Below are 21,623 nucleotides of genomic sequence, written 5' to 3' on the forward strand. Positions count from 1 at the left end.
TAGCCCGGATGAAGCGCAGCGAAATCCGGGGTTACTGTTCCCGGATTTCGCTTCGCTCCATCCGGGCTACGGATCTCGGCAAACACTCATCGTGGTGACATTAGCACCGATCGGATGCCCGAAAATCTCCGATAGCGTCTGGCAGCGTCCCGCATGGCACAGATGCCATTCACCCGCAGCGCCGGAATTGCCGAGCACGACCTCCGGCCTGGGCACCGGTTGTGGCGTCCATTGAAACCAGCCGTCAACGAGGCGCGCCTCCGGCGGCGGCTCCATGCCGGCGCCGGTGCCCTTGATGCGCGCCTGTTGCAGCGTGAGCCCGGCCGACGTGACCAGCCAGTCTTCCTGCCAGGCGGTCTTCTCGATCGAATGCGTCCAGGCGAGCGTGAAGGCTGCGACCTGCAGCGCCTTCACGACACCCGCGGACGCAAGGCAGAGGCTCAAGCCGCAGCCACCGCATCACGCGGGCGCTGCCGCCATTGCCACAGCACGACGGCTGCGGCGAGTGTGAATCCCGCCGTATCCGAGAACTGGAAATCGCCGAGCAGACAGAGCGCGGCCCCGAACGCGACCGCGATCTCGATCAAGGTCAGCCGCGTGAACAGGAAGCCGATCGCGACGATGCCGAACAGCCCGATCGCCACCAGCGCCTTGAAGGTCGCCAGCGCCACCGCGCCGTAGAAGCCGAGCTGCGCGGCCATCGGGTCGTTGGTTTGCAGCATCAGCGCCGGCGAGTAGACGAAGATGAAGGGAATGACGTAACCGGCAAGCGCGATCCGCATCGCCTCCCAGCCGATCTTGTCCGGATTCTCCTTGGCGATCGGTGCCGCCGCGAGTGCTGCGAGCGCCACCGGCGGCGAGAGGTCGGCCATGATGCCGTAGTAGAACGCGAACATGTGGCTTGCGATCAAGGGCACGCCGAGCTTGGCGAGCGCAGGGGCTGCGAGTGCGGCGGTGATGATGTAGGTCGGGATCGTCGGGATGCCGGTGCCGAGCAGGATCGACAGCAGCATGGTCATGATCAGCGCCAGGAACAGGCTCTTGGCGCCGAGCCCGATGATCCAGCTGCCGAAGATGGTGCCGACGCCGGTCTGCGTCATCATGCCGATGATGGTGCCGACGATGGCGCAGGCCATGCCGACGGTCAGCGCCGACTTGGCGCTGTCGGCGAGCGAGTCGCGGCAGGCCCTGAGCGTGGCGCGGCCGCCGCGGGTGATCGCCGCGATCACGATCAGGCCGGCGACGACACCGGCCACCGGCACGATCTCGAGCCCGTGGCGCGAGACCGCGGCAACCACCAGCGCAAGCCCGATCCAGAAGATATAGCGCACGACGGTGTTGGAGAAACCGAGCGTGATGCTGGCGCCGAGGATCAGCGCCACGGTCAGCGCGAGCCCCATGCTGCCGGCATAGAGCGGCGTGAAGCCTTCGAACAGCATGTAGACCAAAGCTGCGAGCGGCAACACCAGGTACCAGCGCGCCACCAGCGCTTTCCAGGCGCTCGGGATCTCCGAGCGCTTCATGCCGACGAGGCCATGCTTGCCGGCTTCCAGATGCACCATCCAGAACGCCGAGGCGAAATACAGGATCGCCGGAATCACCGCCGCCTTGACGATCTCCGAATAGGCAACGCCGAGCGTCTCCGCCATGATGAAGGCAACCGCACCCATCACCGGCGGCATGATCTGGCCGCCCATCGAGGCGGTGGCCTCGACACCCGCGGCAAAGGCACGGCGATAGCCGAACTTGATCATCAGGGGAATCGTGAACTGGCCGACGGTCACGACATTGGCGACGCCGGAGCCCGAGATCGTGCCCATCATGCCCGAGGCGAACACCGCAACCTTGGCCGGGCCGCCGCGGGTGCGCCCGAACAGGCCGAGCGAGACGTCGGTGAACAGCTGGATCATGCCGGCACGCTCGAGGAACGAGCCGAACAGGATGAACAGGAAGATGTAGGTCGCCGAGACGTAGATCGGCACGCCGTAGAAGCCTTCGGTGCCGAACGAGAGATGGGTGACGATCTGGTCGAAGTCATAGCCGCGATGGTTGAACGGCGACGGCAGATACTGCCCGAAGAACCAATAGAGCAGACAGGCGCCGCACATCAACGGCAGCGCCGCGCCCATCAATCGCCGCGTGCCCTCGAAGATCAGGATCGCGAGCAGCGTGCCGACCGCAAGGTCCATGCCGGTCGGATCGCCGTCGCGGGCGATCAGATCGGCATAGAAGATCCACTGATAGAGCCCGCAGAGGAAACCGGCAGCGCCGACGATCCAGCTCACTGCGCGGCCGAAATCGGTTTTCGCGGTGAAATTGCCGATCAGGCCGAAGGTCAGGAGGATCAGGAAGCCGACATGGACGCCGCGCACCACCTGGCTCGGCAGATAGTTGAACGCCGCGACGTAGAGCTGGAACACCGCGAAGGCCAGGCCGATGGCGTAGGCCAGATGCCCCCAGGCGCCCGGGCCAAATCCTTCCGGAAAGCCATGCTCGAAATTGTCGAATTCAACCTTGATGGGCTCTTCGCCCGCAACCTGCTGCTGCATTGAATAAGTCCCCCGCCGTGCCCGCGACGCTTATATCTACTGAGTCCGCCCGCCGAAAGCCGCGTCAGGAAAAGCGGGTCCCGTCATTGCGAGGAGCGAAGCGACGAAGCAATCCATCTCTCCGCTTGCGGCGCGATGGATTGCTTCGCTTCGCTTGCAATGACGGTGGAAGCCGAATCTCGAGCCCCTACTTGATCAGGCCCTTTTCCTTGTAGAACCGGATCGCGCCGGGATGCAGCGGCACCGGGCTGCCGGTCGCGGCGGCCTCGAGCTTGATCTCCTTGCCCGCGGCATGGGCATTGGCGAGCTCCGGCAGCGATTCGTAGATCAGCTTGGTCATCTGATAGGCGAGATCGTCCGACACCGCGCTCGAGGTGACGAGGTAGTTCACGACCGCGGCGGTCGGCACGTCCTTGTCCTGGCCGGTATAGGTGTTGGCCGGGATGATCACGGAGACGAAGGGCGAACCGATCTTGTCGACGGTCTCCTTCGGCACGGCGACCACGGTGATGTCGCTTGAGGTCGAGAGGTCCTTCAGCGAGGCGACGCCGAGGCCCGCAGACTGCAGTGTGGCGTTGAGCTGACGGTTCTTCATCAGGTCGACCGATTCGGCGAACGGCAGATACTCGACCTTGCCGAGATCCTTGTAGCTCATGCCGGCGGCCGCGAGGATCGCGCGCGAGTTGAGCTCGGTGCCGGATTTCGGCGCGCCGACCGACAGGCTCTTGCCCTTGAGATCGGCGAGCGTCTTGATGCCGCTTTCGGCGGTCGCGACGATCTGGATGTAGTTCGGATAGATCGCGCCGATGGTGCGTAGCTTGTCGAGCTTGGTCTTGAAGCCGGCCTCGGCGTCGCCTTCCCAGGCCGCCTTCAGCGAATCGCCGAGCGTGAAGGCGATCTCGCCGCGACCCTGCTGCAGCAGCACCAGGTTCTCCACCGAGGCCTTGGTCGCCTGCACCTGGGTCTTCACGCCTGATATCTTGTCGCCGTAGATCTTCCCGATCGCGACGCCGAGCGGATAATAGACGCCAGAGGTGCCGCCGGTGAGCACGTTAATGAACTGCTCGGCCTGCGCGACGGGCGCAGCCAAAACACTGGCTGCCACGATCGCGGCAGCCATCAACCTCGAATTCATGAGCATTATTCTCCCCTAAGCCCGGCCGGAAATTGGCCGCACACCCCCGCCGGGTCAACCCATCCAATTGACGCATGCGTGGCCAAAATGCCTGATGGCAGCACCACTTTACCTGCGCGAGAACTCTGCGCGAGCAAGCGGGTTAAGATGCGCAATCTCGCCGCGAGGTATGACTTGCAGCCGTCCGGGACGACGACCGTTGAGCGCGCGCTTGATGCGTTGAACTTCTTCCTCGCCGACGTGCGGGACGGGCTCGGCCCCTATCTTGCGATCTACCTCCTGACCGAACGGAAGTGGGACGAGGCCTCGATCGGCTCGGTGATGTCGATCGCCGCGATCGCGGGGATCGTCGCACAGACACCGGCCGGTGCTCTGATCGACGGCAGCCGCGCCAAGCGCGCCCTGATGATATCAGCCGCGGTCGCCGTGACCGCCGCGTGCCTGCTGCTGCCTCTGCTCGACCGTTTCGCGTTGGTCGCCGCGACCCAGGCGGTTGCCGCCTCGAGCGGCTCGGTGTTCGCGCCGGCGATCGCCGCAGTGACGCTCGGCATTGTCGGCCCCAAGGCGTTCGCGGCGCGCACCGGCCGCAACGAGGCATTCAATCACGCCGGCAACGCCGTGGCCGCGGCGATCGCCGGCGGCACCGCCTACTGGTTCGGCCCTGTCGTCGTATTCTGGCTGCTGGCCGCGATGGCGCTCGCCAGCATCGCCGCGACGCTGTCGATCCCATCAGCCGCCATCGACCACCAGGTCGCGCGCGGGCTCGACGACACCGCCGAGGAGCACAGCACGGCGCATGACCGGCCAACCGGCTTTCGCGTGCTGCTGACCTGCAAGCCGCTGCTGATCTTCGCGGTCTCGACCGTGATCTTTCATTTTGCCAATGCAGCGATGCTGCCGCTGGTCGGCCAGAAGCTCGCATTGGTCAATCGCAACCTCGGCACATCGCTGATGTCGGTCTGCATCATCGCGGCCCAGATCGTGATGGTGCCGGTTGCGATGCTGGTCGGACGCAAGGCCGACGTCTGGGGCCGCAAGCCGATCTTCGCTGTCGCGCTCGCGGTGCTGGCTGTGCGCGGCGCGCTCTATCCATTGTCGGACAACCCGTATTGGCTGATGTCGGTGCAACTGCTCGACGGCATCGACGCCGGAATCTTCGGCGCGCTGTTCCCGCTCGTGGTTGCCGATCTCACGCACGGTACCGGGCATTTCAACATCAGCCAGGGCGCGATCGCCACGGCGACCGGTCTCGGCGGCGCGCTGAGCACGGCGGTTGCCGGATTCATCATTGTCCACGCCGGGTACAGCGCCGCATTCCTGTTCCTTGCAGCCGTCGCTTGTGCAGGGCTCATCGGCTACTGCGCGCTGATGCCGGAGACGTTGCGAACGGCAACGGCGACATCACACGCAGCTGCACTGGCATCACACAACGGATGATCCGTGATTCGCGGTTGGCGCATCGCGGATCAGCGCGCGTGAAGCGATCCGATGTCCGACAATGATCCAGTTCCGCATCTGCATCGACGCGACAACACAGTCATTAACGCCGTCTCTCGATGACACACGCGCGCAATGTTTCCGCGTACGTCCAAAGTCGAGCGCAATCGCGCTCATGAAGCTCAGATGACGCATTTGTTGCGCGTGTAACCGCGGCAAGACGCAGCGATTCCAGCATCATTTGATTCGAATTGAATCCTTTAAGGTTAGCGAGCCAATCAATGTATGAACCAGAAATTTCCATGATTGCCGGGGTTCTTAGATGTACGAGTCAAGCCGGGGTAATTACGGACAAGGCGGGGCATGAATCACATCAGCCACATCACACAAACACGAGCCGGATGGTTCGGACATCGCAAGCTGACCCCGCGCGCATGCATTGCGGACAGCAAAAAACATCTTCGAACCTTCCTTGCGGAGGCGCTGGACGACCTCGGCTTCATCACCAGCGAATGCGGCCAGGCGCTGGAACTCGACACTGTCCTGGACGCGGAACAACCCGATGTTCTGGTGCTCGGCGTGTCCGTGGACGGCATCGAAGTCAGTAAAATTCTCGAGACTTTGGTGAGAAAGGACTATCGCGGCAAGGTCCTCGTCATCGGGCAACCGGACTCGATCATCGTCAAAGCGGTCCGGCAGATCGGCGATGAGTACGGCATCGCCATGCTACCGGCCCTGTCCACCCCGTTCAGCGCCGGAACCCTTCGTGACAGCCTTGCCTCGTTGCTGCCGCTCGAGCCGGCGCCGAGCCCGGCGGTGGACGTGCCTGAAGCGCTGAAGGCCGGCTGGCTCGAGCTGTGGTATCAGCAGAAAATTCATCTCCGGACGCTGGTTCCGAGCGGAGCCGAGGCACTGATCCGCATGCGCCATCCCGCATGGGGGGTCGTGCCGCCGGCCTACTTCATCCCCGACGAAAGCGATCCGCATTTTCACGCGCTGTCCGAGTTCGTGATCGAGCGCGCGATCGAGGACTGGCGCTATCTCCTCGAACAGATCGGGCCGGTCAATCTCTCGATCAACCTGCCGATCTCGTTTCTCGCCGACGATCATGCGGTGCGCGAGCTGTGTTACCGGATTCCGGACCATGCGGCCTTCGCTGGCCTGCTGATCGAGATCGACAGCACCGAGGTGATCGACAATCTGGATCTCGCGATCGAGGTCGCGAGGCGCGTTCGCCTACACAACATCGGCATCTCGATCGACAATGTCGGCGCGAACTGGCCGTCTTTGCTCGGACTGCCGAACTTTCCGTTCGTCCAGCTCAAGGTCGATCATCAATACGTCACCGGCTGCGCCGATCAGCGCCTGAAGCAGACGGTGTGCCGGCGCATCGTCGAGCTCGCCCACGATGCCGGCGCGCAGGTCGTTGCCCAGGGTGTCGAGACGCGCGCGGATTTTCTCGCCGCGCATGAGATGAACTTCGATCAGGTCCAGGGCTACCTGTTCGGCAAGCCGATGGGCGTCAAGAAGTTCGCCCGTTCACGGATGCACTTCTCGGAGAAAGAGCCGGCCTCCTGAGGCATCGCCTCCGGTCAGGACCGAGCTTCGCGATCGATCGCGTACAGCGCCTCGCCGCGCGCGATCAACCGCTTTGCGTTGGAATAGGTCGGGACTTCCAGCAGCGAGCCGTCGAGCTCGACGCGCCCAAGGCCCTGCGTCCGCGCCGCTTCGAAGGCCGCAACGATCCTGCCCGCCTGGCGTAACTCGTCCTCGCTCGGCGTGAGGACGCCGTTGACGATGGCCGCATGCGCGGGATCGACCAGGCTCTTGGCGGTGTATCCCAGCCGTCGCGCCCAGATCGTGTCACGCGCGACGCCCGCGGCATCGCTCCAGGTGTAGGGACAGTCGACCGCGGCGACGCCAGCGGCGCGACATTCCACGATGAAGCGCTGCCGCGCGTAAGCGAGCTCCAGGCCGTCGCTGCCGCGCTCGGCACCAAGATCGGCGGCGAGATCCTCGGAGGCCATCAGGCAGCCGATGGTGCGCCGGCTCGCCGCCGCGATCGCGCCGGTCTGCACCAGGCCGCGTGCAAACTCGATGTTCGGCAGCAGTGACGTGGATCCCTCGGCGATGCCATAGTCGCGCTCGAACCGCGTCACCGCCTCGTCGAGCCTGACAACATGGTGCGGCTCGGCGACCTTCGGCAGCGCGACAATATCAGGACGGCCTCGCATCACGGCGGCAAGATCGTCCATGCCGTCCTGGTCCAACGGGTTGACGCGGACCGCGACCACCGCGCTCTGCTCGCGCCAGGTTGCGTAGAGCTCGGCCGCCAGCGCCCGCGCCTTCGGACGCAGCGACGGCGGGGTGAAATCCTCGAGCTCATGGATCAGCACGTCGGCGCCGCTGGCGGCCGCGTGCTGCAGCACCTGTTCGTTGGCGCCTTCGAGAAACAGCCAGGAGCGGCAGAGCGGGGCTGGGCGCAGCTTGCGCATCACACGGCCCGCACCGCCGTCACTGAAACGTCATGTCAAGGCACTTCGAAATGTCGGAGCCGAGGCCGGACGAGATGGTGATGCAGCCGCGGATCTTCTGGGTGGTGGTGTCGTTGGCCCAGATCGCATAGCCGCCGGTGCCGAAGAACGAGTTGGTGTTCGGCGGCTCGGTCTCGGTGGCATCGAACGTGTAATTGCCATCGGTCTCGAAGATGCGCGGCTTCTTGGTGCAGCTGCCGTCGGCCTGGACGTTGATGACCTCCTTGTTGTCCTGCGTCAGCGCCAGCGAGACCTGGCAGCGGAAGTATTCCGAGGTCTTGGCGTTGAACAGATAGGCGTAGGACTTGCAGGTTGACGTCTTGAGCTTGCCGGCGGACAGGCCGCGGCTGCAGGAGATGCGCTGGTTGTTGGAGAGCTTGAACTCGTCCGCCTGCGCGACTGACGCCAGCGCCATGAACGACAGAGCGACACCGATACCGATCTTCATGACGTGGTTCATCGCGATCACCCCCAGGTAGTGTTTCCGCCAATCAAAGCGTTTGTAAACGGAAACGCGAAGATAGTCGCCAAGCTTGATGCGGGAAATCACAAAGTCGCTGATCTCTGTGAGCGGCCGCGCCGATTGTCGTATTGACGCCCGAATACCGTTCGTGATTTGTTCAGAACCGTGGGGACGATGCCGTTTTTTTCGGCCGGAGGTGGATCATGACGCATTTTTTGACCAAGACCTTTATTGCGACCGCGACCCTTGCTGCGATGACGACATGCGCATTCGCGCAGGAGGCTGCGCCTTGGGAGTTGAAGTCCGACATGGGCTACGCCTATGACAAGGAGGGCAAGACCTGGGCCTACAAGATGGGGACCAGCAATGCCGGCACGCTGCTGAAGGGCGCCAAGAAAGTGCCGAAGGGGACGCTGTTCTTCATCGGACAGAACGGTCAGCTCTACATGCGCTCCGGACCCTATCTCGAGGGCGACGGCAAGTTCATGTTCGGTTCGAAATAGAGCGTTTTCGAGCGAAGTGGACGCCGGTGCGCGTGAAGAAAACGCGTCAAAAGAAGAGTTGAGCGCTCCGGTTCTGATTCAATCAGAACCGGAAATACCCTGACGTCATTTCGGCAGACCTCAGAACGCCCCGGCCAATTCCCTTGCGCCGGGCTTGTTGCTGTTGAAGTCCATCCGCTCGTTGGTGACGGCAAGCAGCCTGGCCACGGTGTTGTGGCGGATCGCGACCGGGTTGCGCTCATAGCCCGAGCGCTGGAAGAAGTTCGCGGTCGGCACCTGCTCGCGCATCGCCTGCGGCATGGTCACCATGTCGAGCCCGGTGCCGTCGCCGGTCAGATTCATCATCTCGAGTTCGGCCGCAGTCAGCGGCCTTGTGTAACCCTTGTTGCGGGCGAAGATCACCGAGGTCAGCAGCTTGTGGGTCTGCAGCATCGGGCCGACGTCGATGTCGAGCACCATGGCGTGACACGCCCAGCCTTGCGCGGTGTCGGCGAGGCGCTGATGCGCCGACCAGTCGTCGGGCACGGTACGGGTGAACGCGACCATCTTCTTCAGCACCGCGAGCTTGTGCTCCATGGCCTTGCGCGCCGGCCCCTGCGTCCGCGCAACGCGCTCGGTCAGATCCCGCACGAATTCATGGCCCTGCTCGGCCAATAGCTCTACGGTGTTGGTGGTGAGCAGCTGGTTGTAGCCCATCGCCGTGGAGATGGCGCGCTTGCCGCCATGCTCGATGCCGGCCTGCACGTCGTAATTGCCGGTGCCGCCGGTCTCGAATGAATAGACCCGCACCGCCTGCTCCGGGGTCAGGCCCGCCGCGCGCGCGTAGCGGGCATAGGCGCGCTTGAACTCCACCTCGCTCGACGGCCGTTGCGGCGCGAACTGGAATTGCTCGGCCGCCGCCCTGACGAGATCGGAGACCACCGGGATCGTCTTGGGTGGACGCGGCGGCTTGCCGCCCTCCTCTTCGGGAGCCGGATTGACCGGCCGCCTCGGCCCCTCATAGACCGGAGGCTGCTGCAGCACGTAATCGTCGAGCGTGATCTGCACGCGGTCGCGGCGCTTGGCGTTGCGGCCGCGCCGCTTGTCGGCGATCGCGCTCCAATAGGCACCCGCATCCTGCTCGAAGGCGGCGCGCGCCTCCTCGTACTCCTGCAGCTTGCGGCGATATTCCATGATCGCCTGCGGCGAGGCCTGCGCCATCGCGTTGGCGACGGACGGCGGCAGCGTATCGGCCTCACCGGCCGATACTGACGGCGCGCTGGCGACAAGCGCGAGCGCGACAAATCCTGACGAAAGGCGAATCAATTGCGGGCGCATGGCCTCGTTGTAGCAAGCACTGCTGCGAAGTCAGCCCGGAAATGTCCGGATCGAAGGCGGCCGGATGCCGCGATCAGGCCCAGAATTTTCGCCACAATGCGGTATTCTCCGCGCAAAAGCCGCGGAGACGACGGGGTGACGACAGTCACTTCCATGCGAACACCGGCTGCTCGAGATCGGCGACGCGGGTGTTGCGGCCGGCGAGCACCTCACGGAACTGATAGATCAGCGCGGCGGTCGGCGCATGGATCTGCTGGCCGCCGAGCCGGAAGCGGATCACCCGCCGCGCGCTCTCGGGAATCGTGACGAAGCTGAATGCGTCGTCGATCTCGATCGCATCGAGACCGATGCGGTGGACGGACGCCACCTCGTCCGGGTTCGGCGCGAGCGCCGCATGCGCGCCGGCCCAGACCACGACTGGCGTGATCAGGTAGCCGGAGCGCGTCGGATAGTCGTCGAGCATGCCGAGCACGTCGCGCGGGCCAAGCGCAAGGCCAAGCTCCTCGTGCAATTCGCGCAGCGCAGCCTGGGGCTGCGTCTCGCCGGCATCGCAGCGCCCGCCCGGCAATGCCCATTGCGCGCTGTGGGCGCGCAGGCGCGCGCTGCGCCGGGTCAGCAGGAACGCCGTGCCGTGGCCGTCATCACCTTCGGTCAGCGCGATCGCGACCGCGGCGCGCTTCAGCGCCGGCGCGGCATCGGCCGGCGCCAGGCGCGCAAACGCAGCACAGAGCTCTGCGATATTCCGCCGGGTGGCATCGTCAAATGTGCGGGCCATTGAGCTTGACTACAACACAACAGCGTTTGATGAAATGAGCTGAACGACATGCCTCCTGCGATCAATCATAGCTAAAGCAACGGATCCTCACCTCATGACGGCCAAGGCCGCGGACAGACTCAAATCCGACGGCTGGAAGGTCGCCGAAACCACGGGTTTCCTGACGCTGATCGGTCCCCTGTGGGAACGGTTGAAGGACGGCGCGCTCGAGCTCGCACTGATCACCGAGGACAAGCACCATAACCGCCGCGGCCTGGTGCAGGGCGGCGTGATCATGACCTTCGCCGACCGCGCCTGCGGCATGGCCGCGCGCTTCGTCTCGGGCAAGCCGACGCTTGCGACGGTGCAGCTCGACACCCATTTCGTCGAGGCCGGCAAGATCGGCGAGATCCTGACGACGCGGCCGCGCGTGGTACGCTCGACCCGCAGCCTGATCTTCATCACCGCCGAGGTGACCGTCGAGAAGCGCTGCATCGCGATGGCCAACGGCGTGTTCAAGATTCTGAAGAACGAGAGTTGATCCTGTCATTCGGGAGGAACGATCGATGCAATACCGCCAGCTCGGCCGCAGCGGCCTCAAGGTTTCGCCGATCTGCCTGGGCACCATGATGTTCGGCGGGCCGACCGATGAGGCGACCTCGTCGCGGATCGTGGCCAAGGCGCGCGAGGCCGGCATCAACTTCATCGACAGCGCCGACGCCTATAATGGCGGCAAATCCGAGGAGGTCGTCGGCCGCGCGATCTCCAACAGCCGATCGAACTGGGTGCTCGCGACCAAGCTCGCCAATCCGATCGGCGAGGATCCGAACCATGGCGGCCTGTCGCGACGCTGGGTGTTGCAGGCCGCCGACGAGAGCCTGAAGCGGCTCGGCACCGACTACATCGACATCTATTACCTGCACAAGGAAGACCACGCGACGCCGCTCGACGAGACGGTGCGCGCGATGGGCGACCTGATCCGCGCCGGCAAGGTGCGCTACTTCGGCGTCTCCAACTACCGCGCCTGGCGTGTCGCCGAGATCTGCAACATCTGCGACCGGCTCGGCATCGATCGTCCGGTCGCGAGCCAACCCTACTACAATGCGATGAACCGGATGCCGGAGGTCGAGCATTTCCCGGCCTGCGCCTATTACGGCCTCGGCATCGTGCCCTATAGCCCGCTGGCGCGCGGCGTCTTGACCGGCAAATATGCGCCCGATGCGGCGCCGCCCGCCGACACCCGTGCGGGGCGCAACGACAAGCGCATGATGCAGACCGAGTGGCGGCCGGAATCCTTGCAGCTCGCGCAGGAGATCAAGCGCCACGCCGAGAGCCGCGGCATCACCGCCGGGCAGTTCGCAGTGTCCTGGGTGCTGAACTCGTCGTTCGTCAGCGCCGTGATCGCCGGCCCGCGCACCGAGGCGCAATGGGACGACTACATCCGCGCGCTCGACTACCGCTTCACCGCCGAGGACGAAGCCCTGATCGATCGCCTCGTCGTGTCAGGCCATCCCTCGACGCCGGGGTTCAACGATCCGGCGTACCCGATCGAAGGGCGCCGGGCGCGGACTGGATAGCCGCAGCGACCGTACGACTAGAGTCTGACGCTCGCTGTCATTGCGAGAGGAGCGAAGCAATCCATTGTGCCGCAAGCGGAGAAATGGATTGCTTCGTCGCTATCGCTCCTCGCAATGACCGGTGTCCTGTATCAGTTCCGTACGGACAACCCGCTCGGTTTTGCCGAAGTCACGTTTCGTAGCTTCCGAATTGCGCAAGCCCCGCGCCGGCTGCACCATCGGCGCATGGAAATGCTGATGCCGGTGCTGCCATGACGGCAACCAATGTACTGGACTGGATCGTGGCGCTCTTCGTCTGCTGGGCGAGCCTGACTGCAATCCTCGAGCCCCGGCGCGACGCCTCGCAGTGCGATGTCCCCTACGCCATCAATAGCGCGCCGCAAGTCGCGTTGACTGCGTCGACGCAGGCGGAGTTCGACGAGATGATCCGCCACATGAAACTGCACGACTGAGCAAAACGCCGAAAGCCCTTCGTCTTCCAATTGCATCTCCCAAATGAAACAGGGCGGCGCCGAAGCGCCGCCCTGTCCTATCGATTGCCGTTGTCCGCCGCTTACTTCACGAGATCGAAGCGATCGGCGTTCATCACCTTCGCCCAGGCCGCGACGAAGTCGTTCACGAACTGCTCCTTGGCATCCGACGCGCCGTAGACTTCGGCGAACGCGCGCAGCTGCGAGTGCGAGCCGAAGATCAAGTCGACGCGGGTGCCGGTCCACTTCACCGCGTTGGTTTTGCGGTCACGGCCCTCATAGAGGCCCTCGCCGACATCGCTCCACACCGTGCCCATGTCGAGCAGGTTGAGGAAGAAGTCGTTGGTCAGCGTTCCCGGCTTGCCGGTGAAGACGCCGTGCTTCGACTTCTTGGCATTGGCGCCGAGCACACGCAGTCCGCCGACCAGGACCGTCAATTCCGGTCCGGTGAGCCGCAACAACTGCGCGCGATCGACCAACGCCTCCTCGGGCAGCATGGCCTGGGGCTTGCCGCTGATGTAGTTGCGGAAGCCGTCAGCCCGCGGCTCGAGCGGGGCGAAGGAAGCGGCGTCGGTCTGCTCCTGCGAGGCGTCGGTACGGCCCGGCGTGAAGGGGACCTTCACATTGGTGCCGCCGTCCTTCGCCGCCTTCTCGATCGCAGCCGCGCCGCCGAGCACGATCAGATCGGCCAGCGAGACCTTCTTGCCGAACTCCTTCTGGATGGCTTCGAGCTTGGACAGCACAGTCTTGAGCTGCGCCGGCTCGTTGACCTCCCAGTCCTTCTGCGGGGCGAGACGGATGCGCGCACCGTTGGCGCCGCCGCGCTTGTCGGAGCCGCGGAACGTGGAGGCCGAAGCCCAGGCGGTCGATACCAGTTCGGACACCGACAGACCCGAGGCGAGGATCTTCGCCTTGAGCGCCTCGATATCCTTGTCGTCGATCACGGCGTGATCGAGCGCCGGCACCGGGTCCTGCCAGATCAGGGTCTCCTTCGGCACCAGCGGGCCGAGGTAGCGCTGGATCGGGCCCATGTCGCGATGCGTGAGCTTGAACCAGGCGCGGGCGAAGGCGTCCGCGAACTGATCCGGATTCTCATAGAACCGGCGCGAGATCTTCTCATAGGCCGGGTCGAAGCGCAGCGAGAGGTCGGTGGTCAGCATGGTCGGGACATGCTTCTTCGACGGGTCGTACGCGTCCGGAATGTCGGCCGCCGCGCCCTTCGCCTTCCACTGCTTCGCGCCTGCGGGGCTCTTCGTCAGCTCCCATTCATACTTGAACAGGTTGTCGAAGAAGTGGTTGCTCCACTTGGTGGGCGTCTGGGTCCAGGTGACCTCGGGGCCGCCGGTGATCGCGTCGGCGCCGACGCCGGTGCCGAACTTGCTCTTCCAGCCGAGGCCCTGCTCCTCGAGCGCGCCGCCTTCCGGCTCCGGCCCGATCAGCGACGGATCACCCGCGCCGTGGGTCTTGCCGAAGGTGTGGCCGCCGGCGATCAGCGCAACGGTCTCCTCGTCGTTCATCGCCATGCGGAAGAACGTCTCGCGGATGTCCTTCGCGGCAGCGACCGGATCGGGGTTGCCGTTCGGGCCTTCCGGGTTGACGTAGATCAGGCCCATCTGCACCGCACCGAGCGGCTCGGAGAGCTGACGCTCGCCGCTGTAGCGCTCGTCGCCGAGCCAAGTGCCTTCCGGACCCCAATACAGCTCTTCCGGCTCCCACACGTCGGCGCGGCCGCCCGCAAATCCGAACGTCTTGAAGCCCATCGATTCCAGCGCGACGTTGCCGGCGAGGACATAGAGGTCGGCCCACGAGATCTTGCGGCCGTATTTCTGCTTGATTGGCCAGAGCAGCCGGCGCGCCTTGTCGAGGTTGGCGTTGTCAGGCCAGCTGTTGAGCGGGGCGAAACGCTGCTGACCGGCACCCGCGCCGCCGCGGCCGTCGCTGATGCGGTAGGTGCCCGCCGAGTGCCAGGCCATGCGGATCATCAGGCCGCCGTAATGGCCGAAGTCCGCCGGCCACCAATCCTGCGACGTCGTCATCAGGGCCGTCAGGTCCTTGATCACGGCGTTGAGGTCGAGGGTCTTGAATTCCTTGGCGTAGTCGAACCCCTTGCCCATCGGATCGGACAGGCTGGAGTTGTGATGCAAGACCTGAACGTCCAGCGACTTCGGCCACCAGTCACGATTCGTGTGTCCGCGAGGGGCTGCCGTGAATGGGCATTTGCCCGCGCCTTCGTCGGTTTTTGCGTCCATGTTTCTTCTCCGAGGTGATGGATTCTGGAATGTGCTGGAGCTCTTCCAAGAACGATTCTACGCGCCTCAATCCATCAGGTGAAATTGACTTTAATGATCGCGGCAATAAGATAATCTGATGATAAATGTCACATTCCGGCAATTGAGGTATTTCGATGCGCTGGCCCGCCACGGCCATTTCGGGCGCGCCGCGGATGCCTGCGCGGTGTCGCAGCCGGCGCTGTCGATGCAGATCCGCGAGATGGAACAGGCGGTCGGCGGCGTGCTGATCGAACGCAGCGCGCGCCAGGTCACCCTGACGGCGTTCGGCGAGGAACTCTTGCATCGCGTGCGCGACATCCTGCGCTCGGTCGACGAGCTCGGTGACTTCGCGCGCGCTTCGCGCGACAAGCTCGCCGGACGGCTGCGCGTCGGCATGATCCCGACCATTGCGCCCTATCTGCTGCCGAAGGTGATCGAGACCCTGGCGCGGCTGCATCCCGAGCTCGACATCCATGTCCGCGAGACGCTGACGCCGAAGCTGATCAAGGAAGTCGCCGAGGGCCGGCTCGACACCGCGATCGTGGCGCTACCGGTGTCGGAACCGTCGCTGACCGAGGTCGCGCTGTTCTCCGAGAATTTCCTGCTGGTGCGGCCGGGCGAGGATGCCAAGACGCCGGTGCCGAGCGCCGAGATGCTGCGCGAGATGCGGCTGTTGCTGCTCGAGGAAGGCCATTGCTTCCGCGACCAGGCGCTGTCGTTCTGCAACATGCAGTCCTCGCCGCCGCGCGAGGTGCTGGATGCGAGCTCGCTGTCGACGCTGGTGCAGATGGTCGGCGCCGGCATCGGCGTCACCCTGATTCCGGAGATGGCGGTGACGGTGGAGACGCGCTCGGCACCGGTCACGGTGTCGCGCTTCAAGCACCCGCAGCCCTCGCGCACCATCGGCATGGTCTGGCGCAAGACCTCTCCGCTCGCCTCGCAGCTCCAACAGATCGCCGACGTTGTCAGCCTCGCCGCCCGTGAGTTGCGCGCGCCGAAGCAGGATGGCGCGAAGGAGCCGGCTAAGCGTGCGGGGCGACGGAAAGCTGGGTGATTGCGATTGCGTTGCTGAAGGCTCGTGCTGAGTTTGACCGCGCCACACTCACCACTGTCGTCCCTGCGAAAGCAGGGACCCATACTCCGCGGCGGATGTTGTGAACGGAACTCGTCGTTCCAGCGTCGCTCACCAATAACCATTCGTGGTTATGGGTCCCTGCTTTCGCAGGGACGACAGAGAATATGTGGCGCGCGCACGAGGCTTATTCAGTGTCATCGCCCGCGCATGCGCATGCGAGTGACCTGCCCGCCCCCTCACTTCTCCAGATACTTCTTCATCTCGGCGATCAGGCCGTCGCGCAGCTCGGGGCGCTTGAGGCCGAAGGCGATGTTGGCGCGGAGGAAGCCGGGCTTGGAGCCGCAATCGTGGCGCTCGCCCTCGAACTCGACGCCGTAGAATTTCTGCGTCTTGGCAAGCCCGATCATCGCGTCGGTGAGCTGGATCTCGCCGCCGGCGCCGCGCTCCTGCGTCGCCAGGATGTTGAAGATCTCCGGCTGCAGGATGTAGCGGCCGGTGATCGACAAATTGGACGGCGCGGTGCCCTGCGGCGGCTTCTCTACCATGCGGTCGACCTCGAAGATGTTGCCGGTGCGCTTGCCGACACTGCAGATGCCGTATTGATGGGTGACCTCGTCGGGCACCGCCTCGACCGCGATCACGTTCGACTTCTCGCCGAGCTTGTTGGCGGCGTCGATCATCTGCTTCAGGCAGCCCGGCGTGTTCAGCACCAGCTCATCCGGCAGCACCACCGCGAACGGCTCGTTGCCGACGATGTCGCGCGCGCACCACACCGCGTGGCCGAGCCCGAGCGGCGCCTGCTGCCGGGTGAAGCTCATCGCGCCGGCCTCCGGCTGGTTCTGCGCCAGGATGTCCTGCTCGGTCTTCTTGCCGCGCTGCGCGAGCGTGGTGTCGAGCTCGAACATGCGGTCGAAGTGATCCTCGATGACGCCCTTGTTGCGGCCGGTGACGAACACGAAGTGCTCGATGCCGGCTTCCCTCGCTTCGTCGACCACGTACTGGATCAGGGGCTTGTCGACGATCGTCAGCATCTCCTTCGGCATCGCCTTGGTGGCAGGCAGCACGCGGGTACCGAGACCGGCGACGGGAAAGACGGCTTTGCGGATCTTCATGGGATTATCGGGAGCCCTTGAAATGGGTGGGACGACGGCGCGAAATGAATCGCACCTTGGTACCTCGTTTTGCAGCCGCCAACAAAGGCGGATGTGTGGTGCGGCTTAATTCCGCCGTTCCCGTCAGCCAATGCGGGCCACGACGAAATCTCGCCCATGTTAAGTTATTGGAAACCGTCCCGGGTCCTTCTGGAACAGCACGTTTTTTGACAGGCACACGACAAATGCGCTCGATGGGAACATCACGGACCAGGCTTTTCAGCGCGAGCCTGATCGCGCTGGCGCTGCTGCTGCCCGGCAGCACGCAGGCTCAATCGGCGGGCAACGGCCTGACCAACCTGATCGACAGCATCTTTTCGGGACCTAACGCCACAACACCGCCGCAGGCCGCGACCGGGCAGGACGGCGCAGCGCCGCCCTGGAGCGGCGAAGACGGCGCCTCCGGCCATCCGCTGATGACCGCCGCCGCGATCCGCCAGGCGGCCTCGGACTTCCCGAATTGCGTCGCCGCGATGTGGCCAGATGCCGCACGGCGCAACATCACGCAGCAGAATTTCGAGCGCTTCACCGCGGGCCTGCAGCCCGATCTGCGCATCATGGACCTGTTGGATTCGCAGCCGGAATTCACCAAGGCGATCTGGGACTATCTCGACATCCTGGTGAGCGATGCGCGGCTCGCCAAGGGCCGCGAGATCCTTGCCAAATACAAGCCGCAGTTCGACGCGACCGAGAAGGCCTATGGCGTCGATCGCTATATCATCGCGGCGATCTGGGGCATCGAGTCGAACTACTCGACCCAGATGGGCGATCGCAGCGTGGTACAGTCGACCGCGACGCTTGCCTGCATCGGACGGCGCCAGGCCTATTTCAAGGACGAATTCCTGTCGGCGCTGGAGATCCTCAACCGCGGCGATCTCAGACCCGAGCAGATGCGCGGCTCCTGGGCCGGCGCGTTCGGCCCGACTCAGTTCATGCCGACCGCGTTCAAGCGCTACGCCGTCGACGGCGATGGCGACGGCCGCCGCGACGTCGTCGACAATCCCAGCGATTTGATCGCCTCGACCGCCAACAATCTGAAGAAGGACGGCTGGCAGCCCGGCGCGAGCTGGGGCTACGAGGTCGTGCTGCCGCAAGGCCTGAATTACATGCTGGCCGACCGCGCCAAGGTGATGCCGCTGTCGCAATGGGAGCAGCTCGGTGTCAAGCGGCCGAACGGCCAGCCGTTCCCGCGGCCGTCCGACAAGGCCTATCTGCTGGCGCCGGCAGGCGCCGAGGGTCCGGGCTTCCTGATGCTGCAGAACTTCCGGGTGATCATGAAGTACAACCCGGCCGAGGCCTATGCGCTCGCGATCGGCCATTTCGCCGATCGCCTGCGCGGCGGGGCGCCCTTCGTGCAGCCCTGGCCGCGCCAGGAGCGGGTGCTGTCTCGCGCCGAGCGGCTGGAACTGCAGCAGTTGCTGGCCCAGCGCGGCTTCTACAAGGGCACGCCCGACGGCCAGTTCGGCGGCCAGACCCGCGAGGCGCTGCGCGGCTTCCAGGTCTCGATCGGCGCCCCGGCCGACGGTTTTGCCACGTCAGAGGTACTGGAACGGCTGCGGGGGCGGTAGAGCAGCGGGTTACGGCTCTTGCTCCCACCTCTCCCGCTTGCGGGGAGGTCGGATTGCATGGAAGATGCAATCCGGGTGGGGGCTTTCTCGGCAGAATGACTGGTCCCATCGCGGTGAGACGCCCACCCCGGCCCTCCCCCGCGAGCGGGAGAGGGAGTGCAGTTCCGTCGCGGCAACCGCCCTGTACCCCCTCCCCCGAAAGTAACCGTGAAATCCGATATTTGCCGCCCGCCTTGACGGCGGCCGGAGGCACCCGATTTATGGTGGAAAAGCTGCCCGCTTGCGGCCCGATTCCGCTAATATGCTCACGTACTTCCAGATCATTTGCGACCGAACCCGATGCGAGAGCCGAAGTCCTTCCTGCGCGTATTCACAGAAGCCGGGCCGCTGGTCGCGCTGGCGGTGGCGCTCGCGCTGTTGATCGGCATCGCGCAGCCGGCCTCGGCGCAGTTCTTCGGCTTCCCCGGCTTCGGCGGCGGACCACCGCAGCCGCAGCGCCGCGCGCCGCCGCAGCATGGCGGTGGCGGCGGCTGGTTCGGGGGCGATTTCTTCGCGCCGTTCCAGCAGCAGCAGCCGCAATCACAGCCGCAGCGGCCGCGCGAGGATTTCTCCCGTGCGCCGCCGCCGGCCAAGCGCGAAGCCGCAGCCGAGCGCAACGTGCTCGTGATCGGCGACGCGATGGCCGACTGGCTCGCCTACGGCCTGGAGGATGCCTATTCCGACCAGCCCGACATGGGCGTGATCCGCAAGCACAAGACGGTCTCCGGCCTGATCCGCTATCAGCCGAAGGGTGACCCGGCGGACTGGGCGGCCGCCGCCAAGGGCATTCTCGCCACCGAGAACCCCGACGCCATCGTCGTGATGCTCGGCCTCAACGACCGCACCTCGATCCGCGAACCGGTCGTGGAGAAGAAGGTCGACAAGAAGGACGAGAAAAAGGACGCGCGCGGCAAGCCGGACGCAAAGCCTGGCGACAAGCCCGATGCCGCTGCCAAGACTGACGGCAAGACCGACAGCAAGGCCGACAATAAGCCCGCCGAGACCGAGCCGCCGGCCGACGACGCCGACACGGACTCGCAGGCAGCGCCGGAGAAGACCGCGCGCTCACCCAACGGCCTCTATGACTTCCGCGACGACCGCTGGGTCGAGCTCTACGGCAAGAAGATCGAAGAGCTGATCAACGTGCTGAAAAGCAAGGGCGTGCCGGTGCTGTGGGTCGGCCTGCCCGCGATCCGCGGCCAGAAGGGCACATCGGACATGCTGTTCCTCGACGCGCTCTACCGCGACGGCGCCGGCAAGGCCGGCATCACCTATGTCGACGTCTGGGACGGCTTCGTCGACGAGGCCGGCCGCTTCATGCAGAAGGGCCCGGACTTCGAAGGCCAGCCGCGCAAGCTGCGCTCCGATGACGGCGTGTTCTTCACCAAGGCCGGCGCGCGCAAGCTCGCGCATTACGTCGAGCGCGAGGTGACCCGGCTGCTTGCGGTGCGCAGCGGCCCGATCGCGCTGCCAAGCGAGCCGGCGGCGCCCGAGACCAGCACCGAGCCCGGCAAGCCGCCGCCGCGGCCGCTGGCAGGCCCCGTGCTGCCGCTGGTCGCCTCCACAGTCGGCACCGATCAATTGCTCGGCGGCCCCGGCTCGCGGCCCGCCGCGGTCGATGCGCTCGCCGCGCGCACGCTGGTGAAGGGCGAGGCCTTGGCGCCGCCCGCCGGCCGCGCCGATGATTTCGCCTGGCCGCGCCGCGAGATCGGCCGCGAGCAGGCCAAGGGCGACGTGCCGGTTGCTGCGGTGGCGCCGGCTGCACCCGCGGCGGGGGGACCTGCGAACCCGCCGCCCTCGACCACGGCGATCGCGCCCGACGGTTCGATCATCACCGCGCCGAAGCCGCAGAAGCGTGTATTCCGTCCGGCGCAGGCCCAGCCGCAACAGCAGCAGCCGCAGCCCTGGCTGCGCGACTTCTTCGGCTTCGGCGCGCCGCAGCAGCGTCCGCTGGTGGCTCCGCCACCGCGTCCGCCGCGCAATGTCGGACAACGGGCCGCAGCGCCGGGGAATCCCTGGCAGTAAGCGGCGCGTGAGAACGCGATCCTGAACAATGGCTAGAAATTTGTAGGGCGGGTTAGGCGAAGCCGTAACCCGCCGATGTCTTGCGCGGCAAGATGGCGGGTTACGCTTCGCTAACGCGCCCTACGGGTTTATCGCGGATCTCAGCCGTAATAGCGCCAGCGTGACGGCGGCGGGCGGCGCGGCTGGCGCGTCATCAACAGCGCCAGCGCAAAGCCGATACCGCCGGCGATCAGGAGCGCGCCGAGCGGATTGTCCTGCACCGATCTTGCCATCGCCTTCTGCCCGCCGCGGATGGTCTCGCCGCGATGCTCAAAGGCGTCCTTGGCGTAATTGACCGCGGTGTCGGCTGCATCCCGCGCGGCATCCTTGGCCTGGCCGTAGAGATCCTGCACGGTGCCGGCGGCTTCGCGCGCGCGGCCCGAGGCCTGCGTCTGCTCGTCGCCGGTCGCATCGCCGACGGCACCTTCGGCCTTGCCCGCAAACTCCTTCGCCGTTCCGAAAATCCGATCCTTGTCCATCACGATTGCTCCCTGAAACTGTCAGGGAGCCAACCGCGGAACCTTGCGCAGGTTCCTGGAGCTAAGAGCGGGGTGAAGTAAGGTTGAATCGGTCGAGCCGCAGACTAGCTCACCTCTCCCGCTTGCGGGGGAGGTCGCATCGCATCGAAGATGCGATGCGGGTGGGGGCTCTCTCAACGATGCGGCTCGTGGAGAAAGCCCCCACCCCAACCCTCCCCCGCAAGCGGGAGAGGGAGCA

20 protein-coding genes are annotated in these 21,623 nt (G+C 65.2%); 10 read left to right on the top strand and 10 right to left on the bottom strand.

Annotated elements, in window-relative coordinates; all coding sequences use genetic code 11:
* Positions 1-66: 66 nt before the first annotated feature.
* The 3 genes from QDT69_RS17350 to QDT69_RS17360 all read right to left on the bottom strand — a co-directional run bounded on the left by QDT69_RS17350 (position 67) and on the right by QDT69_RS17360 (position 3,684).
* Positions 67-444 carry a DUF1850 domain-containing protein gene (locus tag QDT69_RS17350; protein ID WP_279707690.1) on the bottom strand — a complete coding sequence of 126 codons (378 nt, stop codon included), beginning with the start codon at positions 442-444 and terminating at the stop codon, positions 67-69.
* The gene (locus tag QDT69_RS17355; RefSeq protein WP_279707691.1) at positions 441-2,549 is read right to left on the bottom strand and encodes a TRAP transporter permease; all 2,109 of its coding nucleotides are present in this window, start codon (positions 2,547-2,549) and stop codon (positions 441-443) included. Before QDT69_RS17355 ends, QDT69_RS17350 begins: the two co-directional genes overlap by 4 nt.
* A 187-nt stretch (positions 2,550-2,736) precedes the next feature.
* Entirely contained in the window at positions 2,737-3,684 is a 948-nt protein-coding gene (locus QDT69_RS17360; RefSeq protein ID WP_279707692.1) for a TAXI family TRAP transporter solute-binding subunit, read from the bottom strand.
* Between the two features lie 147 nt (positions 3,685-3,831).
* Between QDT69_RS17360 and QDT69_RS17365 the strand changes: the two genes are divergently transcribed.
* Both QDT69_RS17365 and QDT69_RS17370 read left to right on the top strand, forming a co-directional pair.
* A complete protein-coding gene (locus QDT69_RS17365) occupies positions 3,832-5,121 on the top strand; it encodes an MFS transporter (RefSeq protein WP_279707693.1) in 1,290 nt (429 codons plus the stop codon).
* A 363-nt stretch (positions 5,122-5,484) separates the two neighbouring features.
* Positions 5,485-6,699 (top strand): EAL domain-containing response regulator, encoded by a 1,215-nt coding sequence (locus tag QDT69_RS17370; RefSeq protein ID WP_279707694.1) that lies wholly within the window; start codon positions 5,485-5,487, stop codon positions 6,697-6,699.
* A gap of 14 nt (positions 6,700-6,713) precedes the next feature.
* On the opposite strand, the gene QDT69_RS17375 is transcribed toward QDT69_RS17370, so the two are convergent.
* Together QDT69_RS17375 and QDT69_RS17380 are read right to left on the bottom strand one after the other, a co-directional pair.
* Positions 6,714-7,616, bottom strand: a complete 903-nt coding sequence (locus QDT69_RS17375; RefSeq protein WP_279707695.1) for a CoA ester lyase — start codon at positions 7,614-7,616, stop codon at positions 6,714-6,716.
* A 19-nt stretch (positions 7,617-7,635) separates the two neighbouring features.
* Entirely contained in the window at positions 7,636-8,115 is a 480-nt protein-coding gene (locus QDT69_RS17380) for a hypothetical protein (protein WP_279707696.1), read from the bottom strand.
* Between the two features lie 206 nt (positions 8,116-8,321).
* On the opposite strand from QDT69_RS17380, the gene QDT69_RS17385 reads away from it, so the two are divergent.
* Positions 8,322-8,621 carry a hypothetical protein gene (locus QDT69_RS17385; protein ID WP_050419584.1) on the top strand — a complete coding sequence of 100 codons (300 nt, stop codon included), beginning with the start codon at positions 8,322-8,324 and terminating at the stop codon, positions 8,619-8,621.
* A gap of 120 nt (positions 8,622-8,741) precedes the next feature.
* On the opposite strand, the gene QDT69_RS17390 is transcribed toward QDT69_RS17385, so the two are convergent.
* Both QDT69_RS17390 and QDT69_RS17395 read right to left on the bottom strand, forming a co-directional pair.
* The gene (locus QDT69_RS17390; protein ID WP_279707697.1) at positions 8,742-9,938 is read right to left on the bottom strand and encodes a hypothetical protein; all 1,197 of its coding nucleotides are present in this window, start codon (positions 9,936-9,938) and stop codon (positions 8,742-8,744) included.
* A gap of 145 nt (positions 9,939-10,083) precedes the next feature.
* Complete coding sequence (locus tag QDT69_RS17395) at positions 10,084-10,713, bottom strand: CoA pyrophosphatase (protein WP_279707699.1); 630 nt, start codon at positions 10,711-10,713, stop codon at positions 10,084-10,086.
* Between the two features lie 94 nt (positions 10,714-10,807).
* On the opposite strand from QDT69_RS17395, the gene QDT69_RS17400 reads away from it, so the two are divergent.
* From QDT69_RS17400 to QDT69_RS17415, 4 genes are all read left to right on the top strand, one after another.
* A complete protein-coding gene (locus tag QDT69_RS17400) occupies positions 10,808-11,233 on the top strand; it encodes a PaaI family thioesterase (RefSeq protein ID WP_279707701.1) in 426 nt (141 codons plus the stop codon).
* 25 nt (positions 11,234-11,258) lie between these two features.
* Positions 11,259-12,269: an aldo/keto reductase gene (locus QDT69_RS17405; protein WP_279707702.1), complete on the top strand. Its 1,011-nt coding sequence runs from the start codon at positions 11,259-11,261 to the stop codon at positions 12,267-12,269.
* A gap of 114 nt (positions 12,270-12,383) precedes the next feature.
* Entirely contained in the window at positions 12,384-12,524 is a 141-nt protein-coding gene (locus QDT69_RS17410) for a hypothetical protein (RefSeq protein ID WP_279707703.1), read from the top strand.
* Positions 12,521-12,721 (top strand): hypothetical protein, encoded by a 201-nt coding sequence (locus QDT69_RS17415; RefSeq protein ID WP_279707704.1) that lies wholly within the window; start codon positions 12,521-12,523, stop codon positions 12,719-12,721. Before QDT69_RS17410 ends, QDT69_RS17415 begins: the two co-directional genes overlap by 4 nt.
* A gap of 101 nt (positions 12,722-12,822) precedes the next feature.
* On the opposite strand, the gene katG is transcribed toward QDT69_RS17415, so the two are convergent.
* Entirely contained in the window at positions 12,823-14,988 is a 2,166-nt protein-coding gene (gene katG / locus QDT69_RS17420; protein ID WP_279707705.1) for a catalase/peroxidase HPI, read from the bottom strand.
* A gap of 118 nt (positions 14,989-15,106) precedes the next feature.
* Between katG and QDT69_RS17425 the strand changes: the two genes are divergently transcribed.
* Positions 15,107-16,063 carry a hydrogen peroxide-inducible genes activator gene (locus QDT69_RS17425; protein WP_279707706.1) on the top strand — a complete coding sequence of 319 codons (957 nt, stop codon included), beginning with the start codon at positions 15,107-15,109 and terminating at the stop codon, positions 16,061-16,063.
* 257 nt (positions 16,064-16,320) lie between these two features.
* Here the strand turns inward: QDT69_RS17425 and galU are convergent, their stop codons facing one another.
* The gene (gene galU / locus QDT69_RS17430) at positions 16,321-17,196 is read right to left on the bottom strand and encodes a UTP--glucose-1-phosphate uridylyltransferase GalU (protein ID WP_279707707.1); all 876 of its coding nucleotides are present in this window, start codon (positions 17,194-17,196) and stop codon (positions 16,321-16,323) included.
* 224 nt (positions 17,197-17,420) lie between these two features.
* Here galU and QDT69_RS17435 point away from each other — a divergent pair, with 224 nt between their 5' ends.
* Together QDT69_RS17435 and QDT69_RS17440 are read left to right on the top strand one after the other, a co-directional pair.
* Complete coding sequence (locus tag QDT69_RS17435; RefSeq protein ID WP_279707708.1) at positions 17,421-18,803, top strand: lytic murein transglycosylase; 1,383 nt, start codon at positions 17,421-17,423, stop codon at positions 18,801-18,803.
* A 339-nt stretch (positions 18,804-19,142) separates the two neighbouring features.
* Positions 19,143-20,867: a DUF459 domain-containing protein gene (locus QDT69_RS17440; protein WP_279707709.1), complete on the top strand. Its 1,725-nt coding sequence runs from the start codon at positions 19,143-19,145 to the stop codon at positions 20,865-20,867.
* 140 nt (positions 20,868-21,007) lie between these two features.
* Here the strand turns inward: QDT69_RS17440 and QDT69_RS17445 are convergent, their stop codons facing one another.
* Positions 21,008-21,385 (bottom strand): CsbD family protein, encoded by a 378-nt coding sequence (locus QDT69_RS17445; protein ID WP_279707710.1) that lies wholly within the window; start codon positions 21,383-21,385, stop codon positions 21,008-21,010.
* Positions 21,386-21,623 lie beyond the last annotated feature (238 nt).

This window comes from Bradyrhizobium sp. CER78, from assembly GCF_029846235.1.
Taxonomy (GTDB): domain Bacteria; phylum Pseudomonadota; class Alphaproteobacteria; order Rhizobiales; family Xanthobacteraceae; genus Bradyrhizobium.

What these genes read in the sequence shown, in the direction of transcription:
- QDT69_RS17390 (WP_279707697.1), bottom strand. Translation starts at nt 9,938, where the DNA reads ATGCGCCCGCAATTGATTCGCCTTTCGTCAGGATTTGTCGCGCTCGCG.
- QDT69_RS17365 (WP_279707693.1), top strand. Translation starts at nt 3,832, where the DNA reads ATGCGCAATCTCGCCGCGAGGTATGACTTGCAGCCGTCCGGGACGACG.
- QDT69_RS17445 (WP_279707710.1), bottom strand. Translation starts at nt 21,385, where the DNA reads ATGGACAAGGATCGGATTTTCGGAACGGCGAAGGAGTTTGCGGGCAAG.
- QDT69_RS17435 (WP_279707708.1), top strand. Translation starts at nt 17,421, where the DNA reads ATGCGCTCGATGGGAACATCACGGACCAGGCTTTTCAGCGCGAGCCTG.
- QDT69_RS17395 (WP_279707699.1), bottom strand. Translation starts at nt 10,713, where the DNA reads ATGGCCCGCACATTTGACGATGCCACCCGGCGGAATATCGCAGAGCTC.
- QDT69_RS17355 (WP_279707691.1), bottom strand. Translation starts at nt 2,549, where the DNA reads ATGCAGCAGCAGGTTGCGGGCGAAGAGCCCATCAAGGTTGAATTCGAC.
- QDT69_RS17425 (WP_279707706.1), top strand. Translation starts at nt 15,107, where the DNA reads ATGATAAATGTCACATTCCGGCAATTGAGGTATTTCGATGCGCTGGCC.
- katG (WP_279707705.1), bottom strand. Translation starts at nt 14,988, where the DNA reads ATGGACGCAAAAACCGACGAAGGCGCGGGCAAATGCCCATTCACGGCA.
- QDT69_RS17400 (WP_279707701.1), top strand. Translation starts at nt 10,808, where the DNA reads ATGACGGCCAAGGCCGCGGACAGACTCAAATCCGACGGCTGGAAGGTC.
- QDT69_RS17360 (WP_279707692.1), bottom strand. Translation starts at nt 3,684, where the DNA reads ATGAATTCGAGGTTGATGGCTGCCGCGATCGTGGCAGCCAGTGTTTTG.
- QDT69_RS17380 (WP_279707696.1), bottom strand. Translation starts at nt 8,115, where the DNA reads ATGAACCACGTCATGAAGATCGGTATCGGTGTCGCTCTGTCGTTCATG.
- QDT69_RS17415 (WP_279707704.1), top strand. Translation starts at nt 12,521, where the DNA reads ATGACGGCAACCAATGTACTGGACTGGATCGTGGCGCTCTTCGTCTGC.
- QDT69_RS17405 (WP_279707702.1), top strand. Translation starts at nt 11,259, where the DNA reads ATGCAATACCGCCAGCTCGGCCGCAGCGGCCTCAAGGTTTCGCCGATC.
- QDT69_RS17410 (WP_279707703.1), top strand. Translation starts at nt 12,384, where the DNA reads ATGACCGGTGTCCTGTATCAGTTCCGTACGGACAACCCGCTCGGTTTT.
- QDT69_RS17440 (WP_279707709.1), top strand. Translation starts at nt 19,143, where the DNA reads ATGCGAGAGCCGAAGTCCTTCCTGCGCGTATTCACAGAAGCCGGGCCG.
- QDT69_RS17385 (WP_050419584.1), top strand. Translation starts at nt 8,322, where the DNA reads ATGACGCATTTTTTGACCAAGACCTTTATTGCGACCGCGACCCTTGCT.
- QDT69_RS17370 (WP_279707694.1), top strand. Translation starts at nt 5,485, where the DNA reads ATGAATCACATCAGCCACATCACACAAACACGAGCCGGATGGTTCGGA.
- QDT69_RS17375 (WP_279707695.1), bottom strand. Translation starts at nt 7,616, where the DNA reads ATGCGCAAGCTGCGCCCAGCCCCGCTCTGCCGCTCCTGGCTGTTTCTC.
- galU (WP_279707707.1), bottom strand. Translation starts at nt 17,196, where the DNA reads ATGAAGATCCGCAAAGCCGTCTTTCCCGTCGCCGGTCTCGGTACCCGC.